Source organism: Kribbella monticola (genome assembly GCF_003261635.1).
In the GTDB taxonomy this organism is placed as follows: domain Bacteria; phylum Actinomycetota; class Actinomycetes; order Propionibacteriales; family Kribbellaceae; genus Kribbella; species Kribbella monticola.
The window spans coordinates 1-16,517 of the sequence record NZ_QFXK01000091.1 but is presented as its reverse complement, the minus strand read 5'-3'; the positions used below and the strand labels follow the sequence as shown (position 1 = coordinate 16,517).

16 protein-coding genes are annotated in these 16,517 nt (G+C 67.7%); 8 read left to right on the top strand and 8 right to left on the bottom strand.

Annotation, left to right across the window (positions count from 1 at the left end):
• Positions 1 to 749: 749 nt before the first annotated feature.
• From DIZ26_RS35615 to DIZ26_RS35605, 3 genes are read right to left on the bottom strand one after another with little or no spacing between them, the layout of a single operon-like run.
• Positions 750 to 1,757: a serine hydrolase domain-containing protein gene (locus DIZ26_RS35615; protein ID WP_157979927.1), complete on the bottom strand. Its 1,008-nt coding sequence runs from the start codon at positions 1,755 to 1,757 to the stop codon at positions 750 to 752.
• Positions 1,758 to 1,770: 13 nt separating this feature from the next.
• Positions 1,771 to 2,613: a GNAT family N-acetyltransferase gene (locus DIZ26_RS35610; protein WP_112248981.1), complete on the bottom strand. Its 843-nt coding sequence runs from the start codon at positions 2,611 to 2,613 to the stop codon at positions 1,771 to 1,773.
• On the bottom strand, positions 2,610 to 3,443 hold the full coding sequence (locus DIZ26_RS35605) for a GNAT family N-acetyltransferase (protein ID WP_112248980.1): 834 nt from the start codon (positions 3,441 to 3,443) through the stop codon (positions 2,610 to 2,612). Before DIZ26_RS35605 ends, DIZ26_RS35610 begins: the two co-directional genes overlap by 4 nt.
• Before the next feature lie 56 nt (positions 3,444 to 3,499).
• On the opposite strand from DIZ26_RS35605, the gene DIZ26_RS35600 reads away from it, so the two are divergent.
• From DIZ26_RS35600 to mptB, 4 genes are all read left to right on the top strand, one after another.
• Positions 3,500 to 4,126 (top strand): PadR family transcriptional regulator, encoded by a 627-nt coding sequence (locus DIZ26_RS35600; protein WP_112248979.1) that lies wholly within the window; start codon positions 3,500 to 3,502, stop codon positions 4,124 to 4,126.
• A 69-nt stretch (positions 4,127 to 4,195) separates the two neighbouring features.
• Positions 4,196 to 5,182 carry an ATP-binding cassette domain-containing protein gene (locus tag DIZ26_RS35595; protein ID WP_112248978.1) on the top strand — a complete coding sequence of 329 codons (987 nt, stop codon included), beginning with the start codon at positions 4,196 to 4,198 and terminating at the stop codon, positions 5,180 to 5,182.
• Complete coding sequence (locus DIZ26_RS35590) at positions 5,179 to 5,943, top strand: ABC transporter permease (RefSeq protein WP_112248977.1); 765 nt, start codon at positions 5,179 to 5,181, stop codon at positions 5,941 to 5,943. Before DIZ26_RS35595 ends, DIZ26_RS35590 begins: the two co-directional genes overlap by 4 nt.
• Positions 5,944 to 6,054: 111 nt before the next feature.
• A complete protein-coding gene (gene mptB, locus DIZ26_RS35585; protein ID WP_198676467.1) occupies positions 6,055 to 7,482 on the top strand; it encodes a polyprenol phosphomannose-dependent alpha 1,6 mannosyltransferase MptB in 1,428 nt (475 codons plus the stop codon).
• On the opposite strand, the gene menD is transcribed toward mptB, so the two are convergent.
• From menD to menE, 3 genes are read right to left on the bottom strand one after another with little or no spacing between them, the layout of a single operon-like run.
• Positions 7,469 to 9,103 (bottom strand): 2-succinyl-5-enolpyruvyl-6-hydroxy-3-cyclohexene-1-carboxylic-acid synthase, encoded by a 1,635-nt coding sequence (gene menD / locus DIZ26_RS35580; RefSeq protein ID WP_112248975.1) that lies wholly within the window; start codon positions 9,101 to 9,103, stop codon positions 7,469 to 7,471. The two genes, mptB and menD, sit on opposite strands and share 14 nt — an antisense overlap.
• On the bottom strand, positions 9,100 to 10,041 hold the full coding sequence (locus DIZ26_RS35575; protein ID WP_112248974.1) for an o-succinylbenzoate synthase: 942 nt from the start codon (positions 10,039 to 10,041) through the stop codon (positions 9,100 to 9,102). The genes menD and DIZ26_RS35575 overlap by 4 nt, the downstream gene beginning before the upstream one ends.
• Positions 10,038 to 11,162, bottom strand: a complete 1,125-nt coding sequence (gene menE / locus DIZ26_RS35570) for an o-succinylbenzoate--CoA ligase (protein WP_112248973.1) — start codon at positions 11,160 to 11,162, stop codon at positions 10,038 to 10,040. Before menE ends, DIZ26_RS35575 begins: the two co-directional genes overlap by 4 nt.
• 89 nt (positions 11,163 to 11,251) lie before the next feature.
• On the opposite strand from menE, the gene DIZ26_RS35565 reads away from it, so the two are divergent.
• Positions 11,252 to 12,124: a 1,4-dihydroxy-2-naphthoate polyprenyltransferase gene (locus tag DIZ26_RS35565; RefSeq protein ID WP_112248972.1), complete on the top strand. Its 873-nt coding sequence runs from the start codon at positions 11,252 to 11,254 to the stop codon at positions 12,122 to 12,124.
• Here DIZ26_RS35565 and cds1 read toward each other — a convergent pair.
• Both cds1 and DIZ26_RS35555 read right to left on the bottom strand, forming a co-directional pair.
• Positions 12,121 to 13,257 (bottom strand): L-cysteine desulfhydrase Cds1, encoded by a 1,137-nt coding sequence (gene cds1 / locus DIZ26_RS35560; RefSeq protein ID WP_112248971.1) that lies wholly within the window; start codon positions 13,255 to 13,257, stop codon positions 12,121 to 12,123. The two genes, DIZ26_RS35565 and cds1, sit on opposite strands and share 4 nt — an antisense overlap.
• 34 nt (positions 13,258 to 13,291) lie before the next feature.
• A complete protein-coding gene (locus DIZ26_RS35555) occupies positions 13,292 to 13,978 on the bottom strand; it encodes a M23 family metallopeptidase (protein WP_157979926.1) in 687 nt (228 codons plus the stop codon).
• 141 nt (positions 13,979 to 14,119) lie between these two features.
• Between DIZ26_RS35555 and DIZ26_RS35550 the strand changes: the two genes are divergently transcribed.
• Genes DIZ26_RS35550 through DIZ26_RS35540 form a run of 3 tightly spaced genes read left to right on the top strand, consistent with a single transcriptional unit; the run spans position 14,120 to position 16,315 of the window.
• Positions 14,120 to 15,130 carry a M48 family metallopeptidase gene (locus DIZ26_RS35550; protein WP_112248969.1) on the top strand — a complete coding sequence of 337 codons (1,011 nt, stop codon included), beginning with the start codon at positions 14,120 to 14,122 and terminating at the stop codon, positions 15,128 to 15,130.
• Between the two features lie 32 nt (positions 15,131 to 15,162).
• Positions 15,163 to 15,783 (top strand): TMEM175 family protein, encoded by a 621-nt coding sequence (locus DIZ26_RS35545; RefSeq protein ID WP_198676466.1) that lies wholly within the window; start codon positions 15,163 to 15,165, stop codon positions 15,781 to 15,783.
• A 40-nt stretch (positions 15,784 to 15,823) separates the two neighbouring features.
• A complete protein-coding gene (locus DIZ26_RS35540) occupies positions 15,824 to 16,315 on the top strand; it encodes a GNAT family N-acetyltransferase (RefSeq protein ID WP_112248967.1) in 492 nt (163 codons plus the stop codon).
• Positions 16,316 to 16,517: the final 202 nt, after the last annotated feature.

Below are 16,517 nucleotides of genomic sequence, written 5' to 3'. Positions count from 1 at the left end.
CGCGCTCCTGCGTCGCGCGCTGAAATGCGTTTCGCCCGCAGCTCCAGTTCCTCAAGACGCCGTGGACGCACGGCCGACACGAGCTCCCGCGTCGCACGCTGAAAGCGTCGTAACGCCGAGCGGCCTTTCAGATGCCCTGCATCCAGGGGAACGCCGACAGTGACAGCGTCCGACGCCACGGTGGTGTCCCAGCGACCGGCAGGGGGTAAACCTCTGAACTCAGGAGACAAGGGCACGTTCTCACCGACGAAGAAGTCCAAGGCGCTCAGAGCCCAGGTCGTGACTCTGATCCCCGAATTGGCGCAGACACCGGGCGGCCGGCTCTTCGACATGGAGGAGGTCGGTGGTCCCGACGACGGCACGGTCCATGCCGGATCGGACTGGCGGTGGCCGGCCCAGGCGAACCAAGTGACGGTGGACGTCGTCGTCGGTCGCCGGGGACACGTGTCGCCCGTGTGCGACGGCGCAACCGGATCGACTCCATGTACCGAGGTGCGCCGGCTCCCGAACGGGTCGACCGCCTACCTGCACGCCTTCACCGTCTTCGGTGGCACCGGCCATGGCTACTCGGTTCGGCTGGATCGTTCGGATGGGATCAGTGTCACCGTCGACAGCGCAGCGCAGAAGCCGAAGGATGCAACGCACGACGCACCGCTTTCACTAGAGCGCGTGCTGGAGATCGCTCAGAAGATCACGTGCAACCCTGAGCCAGCCGCCGCGAACTCGGCGTCCGGTACTACGAGCTGCCTTCAGCCGAACAGCGCTGTGAGGACGTCCTCGGCTTCTGGGCCTGGTTTGTCGGTGGTGGTGAGGGAGAGGGTGACTTGGCGGGTGGCGTCGGTGGAGTGGTAGCTCCAGGTGGAGTAGCCGAAGATGCCGCCGGTGTGGCCCCAGACGACGAGGTTCGCCAGCGTTAGGCGACTGATGCCGAGGCCGTTGGCGTGGTGGTCGGCGTCCGTGGGCCGGGTCGTCAGCATGGCCTCTAGCTCGGCCGGGCGGAGGAGTTTGCCGGTCAGCAGGGCGGCGAAGAAGCGGTTGAGGTCGGCCGCCGTTGAGACCATGCCGCCTGCGGACCATGCTTGGGTGGCGTTGAACTCAGTGATGTCGACCAGCTCGTCGTCCACTGCCAGGTATCCGTGGGCGTGCGGTTCCGGCAGGGCGACCTCGTCCCCGGGGAGTGAGGTCTGCTGCAACCCGAGCGGCTTCAGGATGCGGCTTTCCAGCTCAGTCGCATAGGTACTGCGGGTCGCCGCCTCGATCACCAGTCCCAGCAGGACGAAGTTGGTGTTCGAGTACGACCACGCCGTACCGGGCTCGAACAGCGGGTCGTGCGACGTCGCCATCGTGACCGCGCGAGCGGGATCCCAATGCAGGAAGCGATCCCTGACGATCCCGGCGGCGTCGGGTAGATCCTGGGTGTAGTTGTAGAGCCCGCTCGTGTGGTTGAGCAGGTGGCGAAGGGTGATCCCGTCGCCACCAGGAACCATGCCCGGAAGCCAACGCTCCAAGGAGTCGTCGAGGCTCAGCACGCCTTCGCCGACCAACTGCAGGACAACGGTCGCAGTGAAGGTCTTGGTCACGCTGGCCATCCGAAACGACCCGGCCGGATCGACCGCATCCGGACGACCGAGCTCCGCGACACCACTCGCCCCGCTCCAGACCTCGTCCCCGTCCCGGTACTGCGCCAGTACTCCGGCGGCACCCGCGCTGACGAGCGAATCGAGGACAGCCTGCAGTCGTTGCTCCTGGAGGGGCATCCGCACACTCTTTCTAGAGTTGGAAGGAGAAGCCGACGAAGTCGGCGACGGGGCGGTAGCCGATCTGGTGGTAGATCTTGTTCGAGGTCGGGTTGGCGAGGTCGGTGAAGAGGCACGCTTCCGAGCCGGTCGCGCGGATCTGTTGCGTGACATGAGCGGTCAACGCGCTCGCGTACCCGTGGCCGCGGTACTTCGGTGGCGTGTAGACCGGGCCGACCCGCGTCGCACCGAAGATCGTGGCGTTCTGGCCGACCAGGCTCACCACACGTTCGGAGTCCTCCCAGAGCCAGACCCGCTCGAGGCCGATCCTGCGCCGGAGCCACTCGTGCGCCGTGGCGCCCGTCGAGTCGTGGCCTAGCTCGGCGCTGTAGCCACGGAAGAGTTCGGCCGCGACCTCGAGGTCCGTCTCCTTTGCCAGCCTGGGAGTGCCGGCGGCCTTCTGTTCGGCGAAGGTGATGAGCTGGTGCAATCGCAGGCCCCGGATCTCTTGGAAGCTTTTGCCGACGCGGGCGGCGAACAGTTCGGCGAAGAGGCGCGCCGCGCTCGGCGTACCCTCCACCGAGTCTGCTCCAGGAACCAGCTCAGCCAGTACGTCGACGAGTGGCGGGACCAAGTCGTCGGCGAGGGCTCCCAGGATGATGCCCCGTAACGCAGTACTGACGACTGCGCCGACCACCTCGTCGCCGTCGTGGAGCGAGACGAACAGCGGTGGCTCGGGGTCGTGCATGATGCCCTGGATCCGGCCGTCGACGTTGCTCAGCAGGGCGGTGTTGAGGACAGGATCCCTTTGCAGGAAGGGAAAGACCGTTGCCTTGAACTCGACCGGGTCGCCGGTCGCGCGGATCGCCGGCGTCATGCGGTGAAGACGAGATCGACGAAGTCGGCGACGGGGCGGTAGCCGATCTGGTGGTAGATCTTGTTCGACGTCGGGTTGGCGAGGTCGGTGTAGAGGCAGGACTGGTTGCCGTCGGCAAGGATCCTGGCGGAGACGTGGCTGGTCAGCGCACCGGCGTACCCGTTTCGGCGGAACTCGGCGGGCGTGTAGACCGGCCCCACCCGGCAGACGCTGAACAGCGGAAGGTGATGGCCGACCATGCTCACCGGCCTACCGTCGACCTCCCAGAACCACAGCGTGCCGTCCTTCAGGTGACGCTCGGCCCACTCGACATCGACGCCGCCGAGCTCTTCCCGGAAGTCGACTGCCACCCATTCAGCGGCCAGCTGTACGTCGTCCGCCGTCATCAGCCGAGGACTTCCGCCAGTCGCTTCAAGGGTTGTGAGCTCGCCGAGCTTGTGTAGCCGGGTGGCCTTGGTCTCGGTGGCGGTCACGCCACGGGCATCGGTCCAGCGCTTCGCGAAGGCGCTCGCGGCAGGGCGGTCTCCTGCGACGGCGCTGAGATCGGTCAGTACGCCGAGGTAGGAGTCGGCCACCGGGCCGGCCAAGGACTCGGGCAGTGCGCCGAGGTAGACCGGCCGACCCGCCGTACGCATCGCGGCCCCGATCACTGCACCGCTGTCGTCGTGGACGGAGACGTAATGTCCGACGCCGTCTTCGCGGCGGTAGGTGCCGGCTGCGCGCTCGGCGACGTTGCTCATGATGATCGTGTGCAGTACCGGATCGGTTTGCAGGAAGGCGAACGTGGTCGCCTGGAATTCGGCCGGATCGGTGGTCACACGCAACTCCATGCGTACGGACGTTACGCCTGGCGCGGGGTCGTGGTCAGCCGATTTACACTGCGACCATGTCCACCACGCGGTTGCTGCTCCTCGGGGTCGTCCGGATCTTTCAGCCGGCGTACGGCTACCAGCTGCGCCGCGAGCTGCTGACCTGGAACGTGCAGGAGTGGGCGAACATCAACCCTGGTTCGATCTACACCGGGTTGCGCACGCTGGCCAAGCACGGGTTGCTGCTGGAACTCGAAGGAGATGCCGGAAACAAGCCGGGGCGTACGTCGTACAAGCTGACCGTCGACGGCGAGGCGGAGTACTTCACGCTGCTGCGGAAGTCGCTGTGGAACGTCGACGGGTTCCGGCCGGACCAGATGCAGGCTGCGCTCAGCTTCCTGTGGTCACTGCGCCGCGACGAGGTGCTCGCGGCGCTCGAGTCGCGGATCGTGCAACTGGAGCAGCTCGCCAAGGCCGAACCCTTCGCCGAACGCCAGGTCGAGGAGGACCCCGGTACGCCGAACCACGTGGTCGAGATGTTCCGCATCACCACCGCCCGCGACCGCGGCGAGCTCGAGTGGACCCGCTCCTTCCACGACCGAGTCGCGGCCGGCGCCTACTCCTTCGCGGGCGAGCCCCCCGACTGGACGCCCACCCCCGCCATGCTCGAAGACTGGCAAACCATCCCGGAGCCGCCCTCCTGACGGGGCCACCAGCGCTTGGGGATTTAATCAATGTTGACTAGTCAATGTTGAGCGGTCAGACTACCGACCATGATGATCGAAGCTCGCGGGCTTGTCCGCACCTTCAAGACCAAGCGCGGCCAGGTGCAGGCCGTGCAGGGGGTAGACCTGAACGTCGCCGACGGGGAGATCGTCGGCTTCCTCGGCCCGAACGGCGCCGGCAAGACCACCACCATGCGGATGCTGGCGACCCTGATCAAGCCGACCAGCGGCTCCGCGACCGTCGCGGGCTGCGACCTCGCCGAGGACCCGGTCGGCGTCCGCCGCCGCATCGGCTACGTGCCACAGAGCGGCTCCACGCTGCCCGAGGCGATCGCCGGCGACGAAGTCGTCGACCACGCGCGTTTGTGCGGCGTGAGCAAGAAGCAGGCGATCGCTGACGGTCAGCGCATGTTCGACGAGCTCGATCTCCCCGGCCTGTGGCGCCGCCAGTGCAAAACCTTGTCGGGTGGTCAGCGCCGCCGCCTCGACATCGTGATGGGCCTGATCCACGACCCGAAGCTGATCTTCCTCGACGAGCCGACCACCGGTCTCGACCCGCAGGCCCGGGCCAACCTCTGGGAGCACATCCGCGGCCTCCGCGAGCGCGGCGCGACGATCTTCCTCACCACGCACTACCTCGACGAGGCGGACGCGCTCTGCGACCGGATCCTGGTCATCGACCACGGCAAGATCGTTGCCTCCGGCAACCCCGAGGAGCTGAAGCAGCAGGTCTCCGGCGACGGCGTACGGCTCAGCCTCACCGACGCCTCACAGGCCCCGGCCGCCAGCAAGATCGTCGCCGAACTCGACGGCGCGGTCGCGATCGAGACCGATGGCGACGTGGTCGCGTTCCGGATCCCGAAGGGTGGTTCGATCCTTCCGGGCCTGCTCCGCTCGATCGATGCCCAGGGCATCGAGTTGAACGGGGTCGAGGTGCGCCGCCCGACACTGGACGACGTGTTCCTGACGATGACCGGCCGCTCTCTGCGCGACGAGGACCACGCAGTACCGGCTGACGAGGAGGCCGCGGCATGAGGACGCTGCAGGAGACGTGGATCGTGTTCAACCGGGCGATGCGGTTGTCGCTGCGCAATCCGATGTGGTCGATCCTGATGCTCAGCCAGCCGCTGATGTACCTGTTCCTGTTCGGCCCGTTGCTGAAGCCGATCACCGCGCAGATCAGCCAGGGCGCGACCACCAACGCCTACCAGGTGTTCATCCCCGGCCTGATCGTTCAGCTCGGCATGTTCGGCGCGATGTTCGTCGGTTTCGGCCTGATCGCGGAGTACAGGGCCGGCGTGATCGAGGCGGACCGGGTCACCCCGGCGTCCCGGATCGCACTGATGGCAGGCCGCGTACTACGTGACGTGGTGGTCCTCGTCGTGCAGTCGATCCTGCTGCTGGTGGTGTCGATCCCGATGGGCCTGCGCGCGCCGTGGGGCGGCGTACTGCTGTCGCTGGTGATCGTGGCCCTGCTGGGCGCGACGTTCGCCTCACTGTCGTACTCCGTAGCGCTCATCACCAAGAGCGAGGACGCACTCGCGCCGCTGCTCAACGGGATCGCGATGCCGTTGCTGCTGCTGTCCGGCATCCTGCTGCCGATGCAGATCGGCCCGAAGTGGTTGCAGCGGCTGTCCGACATCAGCCCGCTCAAGCACGTGGTGAACGGCGTACGCGCGCTCTTCCGCGGTGACATCGGCAGCAGCTCGTCACTGTGGGGTCTGTTCTGGGTAGTACTGCTGACGATCGTCGGCCTCACCGTCGGCGCCCGCACATTCCGCAAGGAATCCGCCTAGCCCTTGATGCCGTAGCCGCCTTGATGCCGTAGCCGCTTGCGCCCGAAGACGTTCTTCGGGCGCAAGCGGTTGTTCATAACTGCGTCGCCTGCGGCCTCTATCGTCGCGACCATGCGCCTGCCTTCGCCCTTGGTCCGTGGTGCGGTAGGCGCGTGCGTAGTAGCAGCCGCCTCGCTGGTGACGTCCGTAGTACCGGAGTCCTCCTGGGTGGCCTCACTGCCGATCACCAGCGAGCTGCGAGCAACACTGCCCGGACGGATGACCGGGTTGGCGTTCATGGTCGGTGGGCTCGGGCTGATGGTGTGGGCGTGGCTGTCGATCGGCCGCGATGTACTGGCCGGCGTACGGCATCGCATCACTCCCCTGGTGATCGCCTGGAGCACGCCGCTGCTGCTGATGCCTCCACTGTTCAGCAGGGATGCCTGGAGCTACGCCGCGCAGGGAGCCCTGGTAGCAAAGGGCTTCGACCCGTACGCCGTGGGGCCGGGTGCCTTGTCAGGCCACATCGTCGAGGCAGTCGATCCGATGTGGATGGCGACTCCAGCGCCGTACGGACCCGTGCCACTCGCGTACGGCGGTGCGCTGGCGCGCCTGACGCTCGACCCGTATCTCCTGATGCTCGCGCACCGCGCCCTGGCGCTGCTGGGCATCGTGCTGATCGCCTGGGCGGTACCGCGACTCGCCGTCGCCTGCAGAGTGGACCCGACGATCGCGACCTGGCTGGTGGTCGCCAACCCAGTGCTGATCACGCACGGCCTGGGTGCTGCGCACAACGACGTACTGATGCTCGGCATTGCTTGCGCAGCCTTCGCGGTGGCTCTCACTGGTCATTGGGGAACTGCTGCGGTACTAGCGGGAGCTGCAGCAGCTGTGAAGCTCCCTGGCGGCCTGGTGGTGATCGCGATCGCCGCGGTGATGAGCCCACTGGCTCGACCTCGACTACGGCTGGCCAGTCTCGCCATAGCCGGCGTGGTCGCCGTAGTAACCCTGGCAACCATCGGTGAACTGACAGGCGTCGGCTCAGGCTGGCTGAGCGCCCTCGGCGTACCAGGCCTCGTCCGCTCACCGCTGTCCATCGCCAACCTCATCGGCCTGGGCGCCTCCGCCCTACTCAGCTGGCTAGGCGACACCACCGCAGCCGCTCAAGCCCTGCAGCTCGTCCGCCTCATCGGCATGCTCATGGCACTGGCCCTGATCGCCGCCCTAAGCCTGCGCTCCTCCATCCACAACGCAGCCCGCGCTGTAGGAATCGCCTTACTGGCGGTGATTCTCCTCGGCCCCACAGCTCACGACTGGTACTTCGTCTGGTGCCTACCGTTCCTCGCCGTAGCCCGCCCTGGCCGCCGCCTCACCACCGCCCTCATCGGCGCCAGCACCATCCTCACCATCGCCGCCCCCCTCAACTCCTCCCTCCGCGGCGCCGCCATCCCCATCCTCGTCACCACCTCCCTCGTCCTCCTGCTCCTAACCACCCTCCTAACCAACCTCCCCACCCTGCAGCCCGCACGACCCGCGCGCGTTCCGGCTACGACTGTCTGACTGCTTGCAGGAGTTGGCTGGCTAAGGGGCGGTGGGTGGTGCGGTTTAGGTGGGCTTCTATGACGGTGATGCCGGCGATTGTGGGGGTCAGGGCGGCGCGGAGGGTTTCTTGGGTGGTGACCAGGTGGTGGGGGATGTTGGTGGCGGCGCAGAGGGCGGCGAGGTTGGTGTTGTGGGGGGTGCCGAAGATGCGGTCGAAGTGGGTGGCGTGGGCTTCGGAGCCTTGCTCGAGGGTGGAGAAGATGCCGCCGCCGTTGTCGTTGACGACGACGATACGTAGATCGGGACGTGGTTCGTCCGGGCCGATCACCAGGCCGTTGAAGTCGTGCAGGAACGCCAGATCGCCAACGAGGGCGTGGGTTGCGCCGCCGTTCGCCAAGGCGGCTCCCACCGCGGTCGACAGGGTGCCGTCGATGCCGGCGAGGCCGCGGTTCGCGATGGTGCGGATCGGTACGACGGGCGCGAGGTCCAGGTCGCGCACGGAGTTCGATGAGGCAACGACCAGCATGCCGTCCGCTCCGGCCGCTTCCGCCACGATCACCGCGATCGCCGGGCCGGTGAGCCCCTCGGCCAGCACCTTGTCGATAGCGGGCCGGGCCACCTGGTCCGCGTGCTGCCACCGCGCCAGCCAGTCCGTGTCGTCAGCAGCGGTCACCTCCAGCCCAGTCACCACTGCAGCAGCGCGACGACCGGCATCCGGCCACAACCCGGTCGGCGCGACGACCACGACCTCCACATCCGGCCGGGCAAGCAACCGAGAGATCGGCCGGGACAGCGTCGGATGCCCGAATACCAGCACCCGTTCGATCTCGTCGCCTAGCTCGGAAGACAGCAACAACCTGTACGCCGAAATCACCGCAGGCCCCGTCCGCGCGCGACTGGAGGGTTCCGCGAAGAGCGGCCAGCGCCCAGCCTCGGCAGTGAGCCGCGCTGCCTGAGACGCGCCGTCACCAGCGACCACAACCGTCTTCGGACCAGCAGAAACCGCAGTCGGCTGCGCAGCACCCGCGTGAACACTCGTCCAAGGACCACTGCGTCCCTCAAGCGATTCGGGCCAATCCGCAGACTCATCGGGCACCAGCGGCTCGGCCAATGCACAGTTGAGCTGCACCGGCCCCGGATCGGCAGTACGCGCCCCGACAGCAGCAGAGACAGCACGCGCGATCGTCGACCGCCAGTACGCCATCTGCCCGAGCTCCCGCACCGGCGTACCGACCTCGTGGAACAACCGCACAGCAGAGCCGAACACTTTGAGCTGGTCCGTCGTCTGGTTCGCCCCGCTCCCCCGCAGCTCAGGTGGGCGGTCGGCGCTCAGCACGATCAACGGCAGCCCGCTGTGCGACGCCTCGAGAACAGCCGGGTGCAGGTTGACCACCGCAGTACCGGACGTCGTCACCACGGGCACCGGCAGCCCGGTGCCGCGAATCAGGCCGATCGCCAGGAACCCCGCAGTACGTTCGTCGATGCGCACGTGCAGTCGCAGGCGACCCTCGCGATCAGCTGCAGCTAAGGCCAACGCCAGCGGCGCACTGCGCGACCCGGGCGCCAGCACGGCTTCCCGTACGCCGGACCGGATCAGCTCGTCGACCACCACAGTCGCAAACGCCGTGGACGGGTTCATCCCACACTCCCCTTCAGGAGGCTCTCGACCCGGGCATACCGGGCTTCCCAAGCTGCAGTGATCTCTTGGTCGGCAGTAGATGCCGCAAGCAACGACGGATCGGGCTGCACCCTACCGACGGGGAGGAAGCCATCTACCGGCAGCAACGGCTGCGCAGCGACCTCAGAGGTGAACATGGAGACAGTGGCCAGCCCACACGCATACGGAAGCTCGGGCAGCGCCGCTGCCAACGCCACCCCGGCCGCGATGCCCACCGACGTCTCCAGCGCCGAGGACACCACCACCGGCAGGCCGATCTGCTCAGCAATCTCCAGGCACGCCCGCACTCCCCCGATGGGCTGCACCTTCAGCACTGCGATGTCGGCGGCGCCCAACTTCCTTACCAGCAAAGGATCCTCAGCCCGCCGGATGGACTCGTCCGCAGCCACCAGTACGTCGGTACGCCGACGGACCGCAGCCAAATCCTCTACCGAGGCACACGGCTGCTCGACGTACTCCAGGTCGAACCGCGCGAGCTCCTTCAAGCTACGCAGCGCCTGGTCGACCGACCAAGCACCGTTTGCGTCGATCCTGACCCGGCCGTCGCCGATCGCATCCCGCACGGCTTCGACTCGCTCCAGGTCGTCCGCCAACGTCTGCCCGGGCTCAGCCACCTTCACCTTGGCAGTGCGGCACCCAGAAGCCCGAACGATCTCAACAGCCTTCTCCGGACCCACAGCAGGCACAGTGCAGTTCACCGGTACGACGGAACGCACTGCCGCCGGCCACCCGTCCACTGCCGCTTCACGAGCGGCCCGAAGCCAAGCGACACAGGTAGCGTCGTCGTAGTCCAGGAACGGACTCCACTCCGCCCAACCGGCTGGCCCCTCGAAGAGCATCCCCTGGCGGACAGTGATGCCGCGGAAGCGGTTCTTCAGCCCGATCGCGTACGTGATCACCGCACACCTTCCAGCAGCGACTGCCGGTCAACCTTGCCCGAGGCAAGCATCGGCAGCGCCGTCAAACCGATCACGTCCCGCGGCGCCCAGGTCCGCGGCAGCACCTCCGCCACGAAGTCGCGCACTTCGGCAAGCGCCACGTCTCCAACGACGAAAGCGACAACCCGGCTCCCCCACTCGGCATCCGGAACACCGAGCACGACAGCGTCCTTCACCGCGGGATGCTCGAGCAGCCGCGCTTGCACAGCGGTCAGCGTGACGTTGACCCCACCCGAGATCACCACATCGTCCAGCCGCCCGATCACCTGCAACCGCCCGTCGACGAACCTCCCGCGATCCTGCGTCCGGAACCAGCCGTCCCGGAGCACCTCCGCCGTCACCTCCGGCCGCAGCCGATACCCGGAGAACAGGGTCGGCCCGCTGATCAGGATCCGCTCGTCCTCCAGCCGCAGCGAGGTCCCCGCGAGCGGCTCCCCGGCGTACACGCATCCGCTGCCGGTCTCCGTCATCCCGTACGCCGGTATCGCGGCGACCCCAGCCGCCAGGGCGCGTTCCTTCAGCGAAGCGGGCATCGCCGCGCCGCCGATCACGATCGCGTCGAAGCGCCGCAGCGCGTCCGCGGAGGTCTCCAGGTAGCGCGCCAGCTGGGTCGGGACCATCGCTGTGTACCGCCGAGGCGCAGTCATCGCCGCAGCGGCCGCCGTCAGGTCCGGGTGGTCCCAGGCGATCACCGGCGCGTACCCGGCGAGCAGGGAACGCGTAAGGATCTGCAGCCCACCGACGAAGTACGGCTTCATCGGCAGCACCCACTGGCCCGGTCCGCCCAGTCGTTCATGGGTAGCCGTGGCTGATGCGACCAGGGCCGCGCGGGAGAGCATCACGCCCTTCGGCTCACCCGACGAGCCAGAAGTGGTCAGGATCACTGCACAGTCGTCCGACTCCAGTGGCTCGTCCGGTGCCACGGCCTGCTTGACCCGCTCGGCCGACGCCGAGTCCGCCGGTACCGGGGCGAACGGCGTACCGGCGCCGTCCAGTACGGCCGTCAGGGCGGGCAATACGGCATCAGGGGTGCCAGGGACCAGCCGTAACACCGCGTTCCGTCCTTCCCTCGGCGTAGCCATGTCCCTCCGAGCGTACGGCGCGGCCCGGACGCGGCCGCAGCCTGTCCCGCCTGCAACCCCTTACCAGCGGGCTGACAGAATCGTCGGTCATGGCCACCCCTGCCCAGTGGATCGAAGGCGCTCGCCCGCGCACGCTGCCTGCCGCCATCGCCCCCGTGCTCGTCGGGACCGGCGCTGCCGCCTACCTCGACGGCTTCGTCTGGTGGAAGGCGCTACTGGCCCTCGGAGTCGGCCTGGCGCTGCAGATCGGCGTCAACTACGCCAATGACTACTCGGACGGCATCCGCGGTACGGACGAGAACCGGGTCGGGCCGCTCCGCCTGGTGGGCTCCAAGGTCGCCAGCCCGAAGCAGGTGAAGACAGCGGCCTTCATCTGCTTCGGTGTCGGCGCAGTGCTCGGCATCGTGCTCTGTGCGACCTCCAGTTGGTGGCTACTGATCGCTGGAGCCGCTTCGCTGGTCGGTGCGTGGTTTTACACGGGGGGCAAGAAGCCGTACGGGTACCGCGCACTCGGTGAAGTCAGCGTCTTCCTGTTCTTCGGCTTGGTCGCAGTACTCGGTACTACGTACGTGCAGGCCGGCAAGCTCAGCTGGACCGCTGTGGCGGGTGCTGTAGCCATCGGTGCGATCGCCTGCGCACTACTGGTCGCCAACAACCTTCGCGACATCCCCACCGACACAGTGACCGGCAAGCGCACACTGGCCGTAGTACTGGGTGCTGCGCGGTCTCGCAGGCTCTATGCGGGGCTTGTGCTGCTCGCCTTCGTACTAGCGGCTGTCTCCGCGCTGGCAACGCCCTGGACGCTCCTGGCTCTGATCGCCCTGCCACTGGGCTTCCGGGCGATCAAGGTGGTCGTCAGCGACGCAGTCGGCCCGGCACTGATCCCCGTACTGAAGGACACCGGCCTGACCGAGCTCGTCTACGCCATCGGCCTCGCAGTCGGCCTGGCCCTCGGTAGCTAGCGCACCGGCTCGCGCCAGCGACCGGTGGCAGCGAAACCTTCCAGCGTCTCGGCGTACGGCGCGAGGTCGATCCCGTTGCGCTTGAGCCACTCGTCGTCGTAGTACGTGTCGCTGTAGCGCTCACCACCGTCGCAGAGCAGCGTGACGATGCTGCCCCGTACGCCGGTACGCCGCATCTCGGCTGCCAGCCGCAGCGACCCCCACAGGTTGGTTCCGGTCGATCCGCCGACCAGCCGGCCCATCACCTTCGAGCAGAACCGCATCGCCGCGATCGAGGCGGCATCCGGTACGGCGATCATCCGGTCGACGACGCCCAGCACGAACGACGGCTCCACCCGCGGCCGGCCGATGCCCTCGATCCGCGACGGCCGCCCGGTCGCGAAATCGCCGTCCCCGGACTCGAAGGCGGGGAAGAAGGCCGAGTTCTCCGGGTCGACCACGGCGACCGAGGTGTCGTGCCGCTGGTAGCGGATGTAGCGGCCGATGGTGGCCGACGTACCGCCGGTCCCCGCGCCGACCACGATCCAGGTCGGGACCGGGTGGTGCTCGAGGGAGAGCTGGCCGAAGATCGACTCGGCGATGTTGTTGTTGCCGCGCCAGTCGGTGGCGCGTTCGGCGTACGTGAACTGGTCCATGTAGTGGCCGCCGGTCTCCTCGGCCAGCCGCTTGGCCTCGCCGTAGATCTGCCCGGACCGCTCGACCATGTGGCAGGTGCCGCCGTAGAACTCGATCAGGTCGATCTTCTCCTGGCTGGTCGAGGCCGGCATCACCGCGATGAACGGCAGCCCGAGCATGCGGGCGAAGTACGCCTCGCTGACCGCGGTCGAGCCGCTGGAGGCCTCGATCACCGTGGTGCCCTCGCGGATCCAGCCGTTGCACAGCGCGTACAGGAACAGGGACCTGGCCAGCCGGTGCTTGAGCGAGCCGGTCGGGTGCACGGACTCGTCCTTGAGGTACAGGTCGACCCCGGTGATCTCCGGCATCGGGAACACGTGCAGGTGCGTGTCCGCGCTGCGATTGGCGTCCGCGTCGACGATCCGGATCGCCTCCGACACCCAGGCCCGATCCTTGTCGTCGCGCCGGTCGAACTCCCGGCACGGTAGCGGCTTGCTGACCCCGTTGACCTCACTCATGGGAGCAGGCTAGCCGTACCGTGCCGGGTTGGCGCTAGCAGTCGCGGATCCGGCTGTAGGTTGCCGGGCCCGGGTAATCGACCCAGGTGGAGGTGCCGAAGAGTGCGGCGACCACTACGCCGTCCTTGATCTGTTCGTAGTGCAGGTGCGGCGCGGTGACGTTACCGGTGCCGCCGACGTGCCCGATCTGCTGGCTGTCGGTCACGTGGTCTCCGACTGCCACCCCACGGTTCTGCAGGTGCGCGTACAGCGTGTGCCAGCCGTCACCGTGGGCGATCTCGATGTAATTGCCGTACCCACCGGCGTCGTACGACGAGCGCACCACGGTCCCGGCCGCGCTGGTCTTCACCGGCTTGCCCAGGTCGTCGCTACCGGAACCCCAGTTCAGGTCGACGGCGTAGTACGACGGGCTGTGGCCGACGCGACTGGCTCCGGACCAGGTCTCACCACACCGGAACGGCACCCGCAGCAACGGCCGCGCAGTCAGAGACTGGGCTACCTGAGTCCGCACAGCAGCAGCCTTCGCAGCTGGTACTGCGGCTCGCTGCGCCTCGTAGCTCTGCGGAGCCGGCGCGGCCTCTTCCACTGCGCTCATGCCGGGCGCCGGCGCTTGTACTGCGGCTACGCCGGCAGCCGGCGCTTGTACTGCGCTCGCGGTCAACGCGGGCGCGATCGTCAGGGCGGCCAGGGCAACGGCCGCACCAAGGGCGGGTTTGAACATCGGGTCCTCCATAGGGCGGTAGGAGAGTTGTCGCTCCCAGCCTGGGAGCAGCGCGCGACCACGACGAGCAGATCGACCAAACTCGACCAGACCCCGGATCGAGCTACCTTGGGAACGCACACGCCGACCTGTGGGGGAACGATGACCGACAACGACGAGCGGCCGACCAGGACCAGGGTCACGCTCACCGACATCAGCTCGCGCGCCTGGGAGCACCCCGCGGACCGCGGCGCGCTGGTCGCGCTGCGCCAGCTCAAGGGCTTCGACTTCGTGCTGCGCAAGATGTCCGGGCTGATCAACGAGCGGGCGTTCCGGCTGCAGTTCCTCGGGTCGGCGATCCGGGTCGACGAGCGGCAGTTCCCGAAGGTGCACCGGCTGTACACCGAGGCGGCGACCACGCTCGACGTCCGGGAGCTGCCGGAGCTGTTCATCACCAACTTCCCGCTCTGGAATGCCGTCACGATCGGCATGGACAAGCCGTTCATCGTGCTGAACAGCAGCCTGGTGAAGGGCCTCGACGACGAGGAACTCCGGTTCGTCCTGGGCCACGAGCTCGGTCACGCACAGAGCGGCCACGCGCTCTACCAGTCGCTGCTGTTCTGGCTGATGCGGCTCACGGGCGCGCTGAACTGGATGCCGATCGGTGCACTCGGCCTGCGCGCGATCATCGCCGCGCTGCACGAGTGGGCCCGCAAGGCGGAGTTGTCCGGCGATCGGGCCGGCCTGCTCGCAGTACAGGATCCTGCTGCCGCGCTGCGAGTGCAGATGAAGCTGGCCAGCGGTGGGCAGCTGGAAGAGCTGGACACCACGGCGTTCCTGGCGCAGGGCACGGAGTACGAGAGTGCGGGCGACCTGCGCGACAGCGTGCTCAAGCTGCTGTTGCTGGAAGCAGCGACGCACCCGCTGGCCGTAGTACGCGCGCATGAACTGCGGCGCTGGGTGGACGAGGGCGAGTACACGGCGATCGTCTCCGGGACGTACCCGAAGCGGCAGGAGGACGGCGACGCCTCGATGTCGCAGGAGGCGAAGAACGCGGCCAAGTCGTACTCCGACGCCTTCGCCCGCTCGCAGGACCCGCTGGCCAAACTCCTCCGCGACATGGGCGAGGGCCTCGGCGGCGTCAAGGACTGGGTCTCCTCCAAAATCCGCTGAACACCGGCCGGACCCTGGGTTAGGGTCTGGCCGTGAAAACGGCGCGCCTGGAGGCGTTCAGCGACGGGGTGTTCGCGATCGCGATCACCTTGCTGATCATCGAGATCAAGGTGCCGGAGGACACCAGCCACCTGCTGACGAAGCTGGGCGAGCTCTGGCCGTCGTACCTCGGCTTCGTGATCAGCTTCCTGGTGATCGGGTTGATCTGGGCGAACCATCACGCGATGTTCGATCACATCGTCACGGCCGACCGGACGCTGCTGTTCCTCAACACCGTCCTGCTGATGCTGGTCGTCTTCATCCCGTTCAGCGCCGGCGTGCTCGCGGCCGGCTTCCGCACCGGCGAATCCGAGCGGACCGCCGTCGTCCTGTACGGCGTGGTCCTCATCGCCGGCGGCATCCCTTTCAACGCCATCTGGGAATACGCCCGCCGGAACCACCGCCTCCTCGGCCCCACCATCACCCCCGCCGAGGCAAAACGGATCGCCCGCCGCTTCTACCTGGGCCCGATCCTGTACGGCGTGGGCACGCTCCTCGGCGCTCTGGTGCCGGCCTTGGGCATCGCCGTGTTCGCCCTGCTGATCCCGTACTACTGGCTGCCACCCGCGATGCACTGGTTCCGCAAACCCCAGCCGGCTCAGCCAGCCGAATAGCGGTCGCTCGGCGGCCGTCTGGTCTGCGAGGCTTGCTCCCGTGATCGAACTAGTTGAACTGACCGCGGACGACTGGAAGACCTGGCGCGACCTGCGACTGGCCGCCCTCGCCGACGCCCCCTTCGCCTTCGGCTCCCGGCTCGCCGATTGGGAGAACGCCGAGGAAGACCGGTGGCGCGGCAGGCTCGACCTGCCGCGCTCCTACAACCTGATCGCCGTACTCGACGGCACCCCCGTCGGCATGGCCAGCGGCGTCCTGCCCCCGGACGAGGAAGGCGTAGCCCACCTCATCTCGATGTGGATCTCACCCACGGGCCGCGGCAAAGGCATCGGTGACAAACTCATGACCCAGATCGAAACCTGGGCCCGCGCGGCGTCCGCCCACACCCTCAAACTCTCAGTTGTCGAAGGCAACGAAAAGGCCCACGCGCTCTACGTCCGCAACGGCTACGTCGACACTGATGAACCGGGCGATGTGATGCCGGACGGCGTCACCCGCGAGCTAGTCATGCAGAAACCGCTCACGAGCTGAGGCCCCTCACGCGCAACACCTGGACTCTGCGCGAACCCGCACTTTGAGAGGCCAACCCCTCAAAGTGCGGGTTGGTCGCCTGCATGCACGCAAGCAACCCACACTTTCGGAGGTTAACCCCCGAAACTGTGGGTTCGCGCAGGACCAGCGCCCGCCGGCCGACGTACGCGGGTGGCGGGCGGGTGGCGGGTGGCGGGTGGCG

What these genes read in the sequence shown, in the direction of transcription:
- DIZ26_RS35555 (WP_157979926.1), bottom strand. Translation starts at nt 13,978, where the DNA reads ATGTTCAAACCCGCCCTTGGTGCGGCCGTTGCCCTGGCCGCCCTGACG.
- cds1 (WP_112248971.1), bottom strand. Translation starts at nt 13,257, where the DNA reads ATGAGTGAGGTCAACGGGGTCAGCAAGCCGCTACCGTGCCGGGAGTTC.
- DIZ26_RS35590 (WP_112248977.1), top strand. Translation starts at nt 5,179, where the DNA reads ATGAGGACGCTGCAGGAGACGTGGATCGTGTTCAACCGGGCGATGCGG.
- mptB (WP_198676467.1), top strand. Translation starts at nt 6,055, where the DNA reads ATGCGCCTGCCTTCGCCCTTGGTCCGTGGTGCGGTAGGCGCGTGCGTA.
- DIZ26_RS35615 (WP_157979927.1), bottom strand. Translation starts at nt 1,757, where the DNA reads ATGCCCCTCCAGGAGCAACGACTGCAGGCTGTCCTCGATTCGCTCGTC.
- DIZ26_RS35565 (WP_112248972.1), top strand. Translation starts at nt 11,252, where the DNA reads ATGGCCACCCCTGCCCAGTGGATCGAAGGCGCTCGCCCGCGCACGCTG.
- DIZ26_RS35600 (WP_112248979.1), top strand. Translation starts at nt 3,500, where the DNA reads ATGTCCACCACGCGGTTGCTGCTCCTCGGGGTCGTCCGGATCTTTCAG.
- DIZ26_RS35550 (WP_112248969.1), top strand. Translation starts at nt 14,120, where the DNA reads ATGACCGACAACGACGAGCGGCCGACCAGGACCAGGGTCACGCTCACC.
- DIZ26_RS35595 (WP_112248978.1), top strand. Translation starts at nt 4,196, where the DNA reads ATGATGATCGAAGCTCGCGGGCTTGTCCGCACCTTCAAGACCAAGCGC.
- menE (WP_112248973.1), bottom strand. Translation starts at nt 11,162, where the DNA reads ATGGCTACGCCGAGGGAAGGACGGAACGCGGTGTTACGGCTGGTCCCT.
- menD (WP_112248975.1), bottom strand. Translation starts at nt 9,103, where the DNA reads ATGAACCCGTCCACGGCGTTTGCGACTGTGGTGGTCGACGAGCTGATC.
- DIZ26_RS35610 (WP_112248981.1), bottom strand. Translation starts at nt 2,613, where the DNA reads ATGACGCCGGCGATCCGCGCGACCGGCGACCCGGTCGAGTTCAAGGCA.
- DIZ26_RS35605 (WP_112248980.1), bottom strand. Translation starts at nt 3,443, where the DNA reads ATGGAGTTGCGTGTGACCACCGATCCGGCCGAATTCCAGGCGACCACG.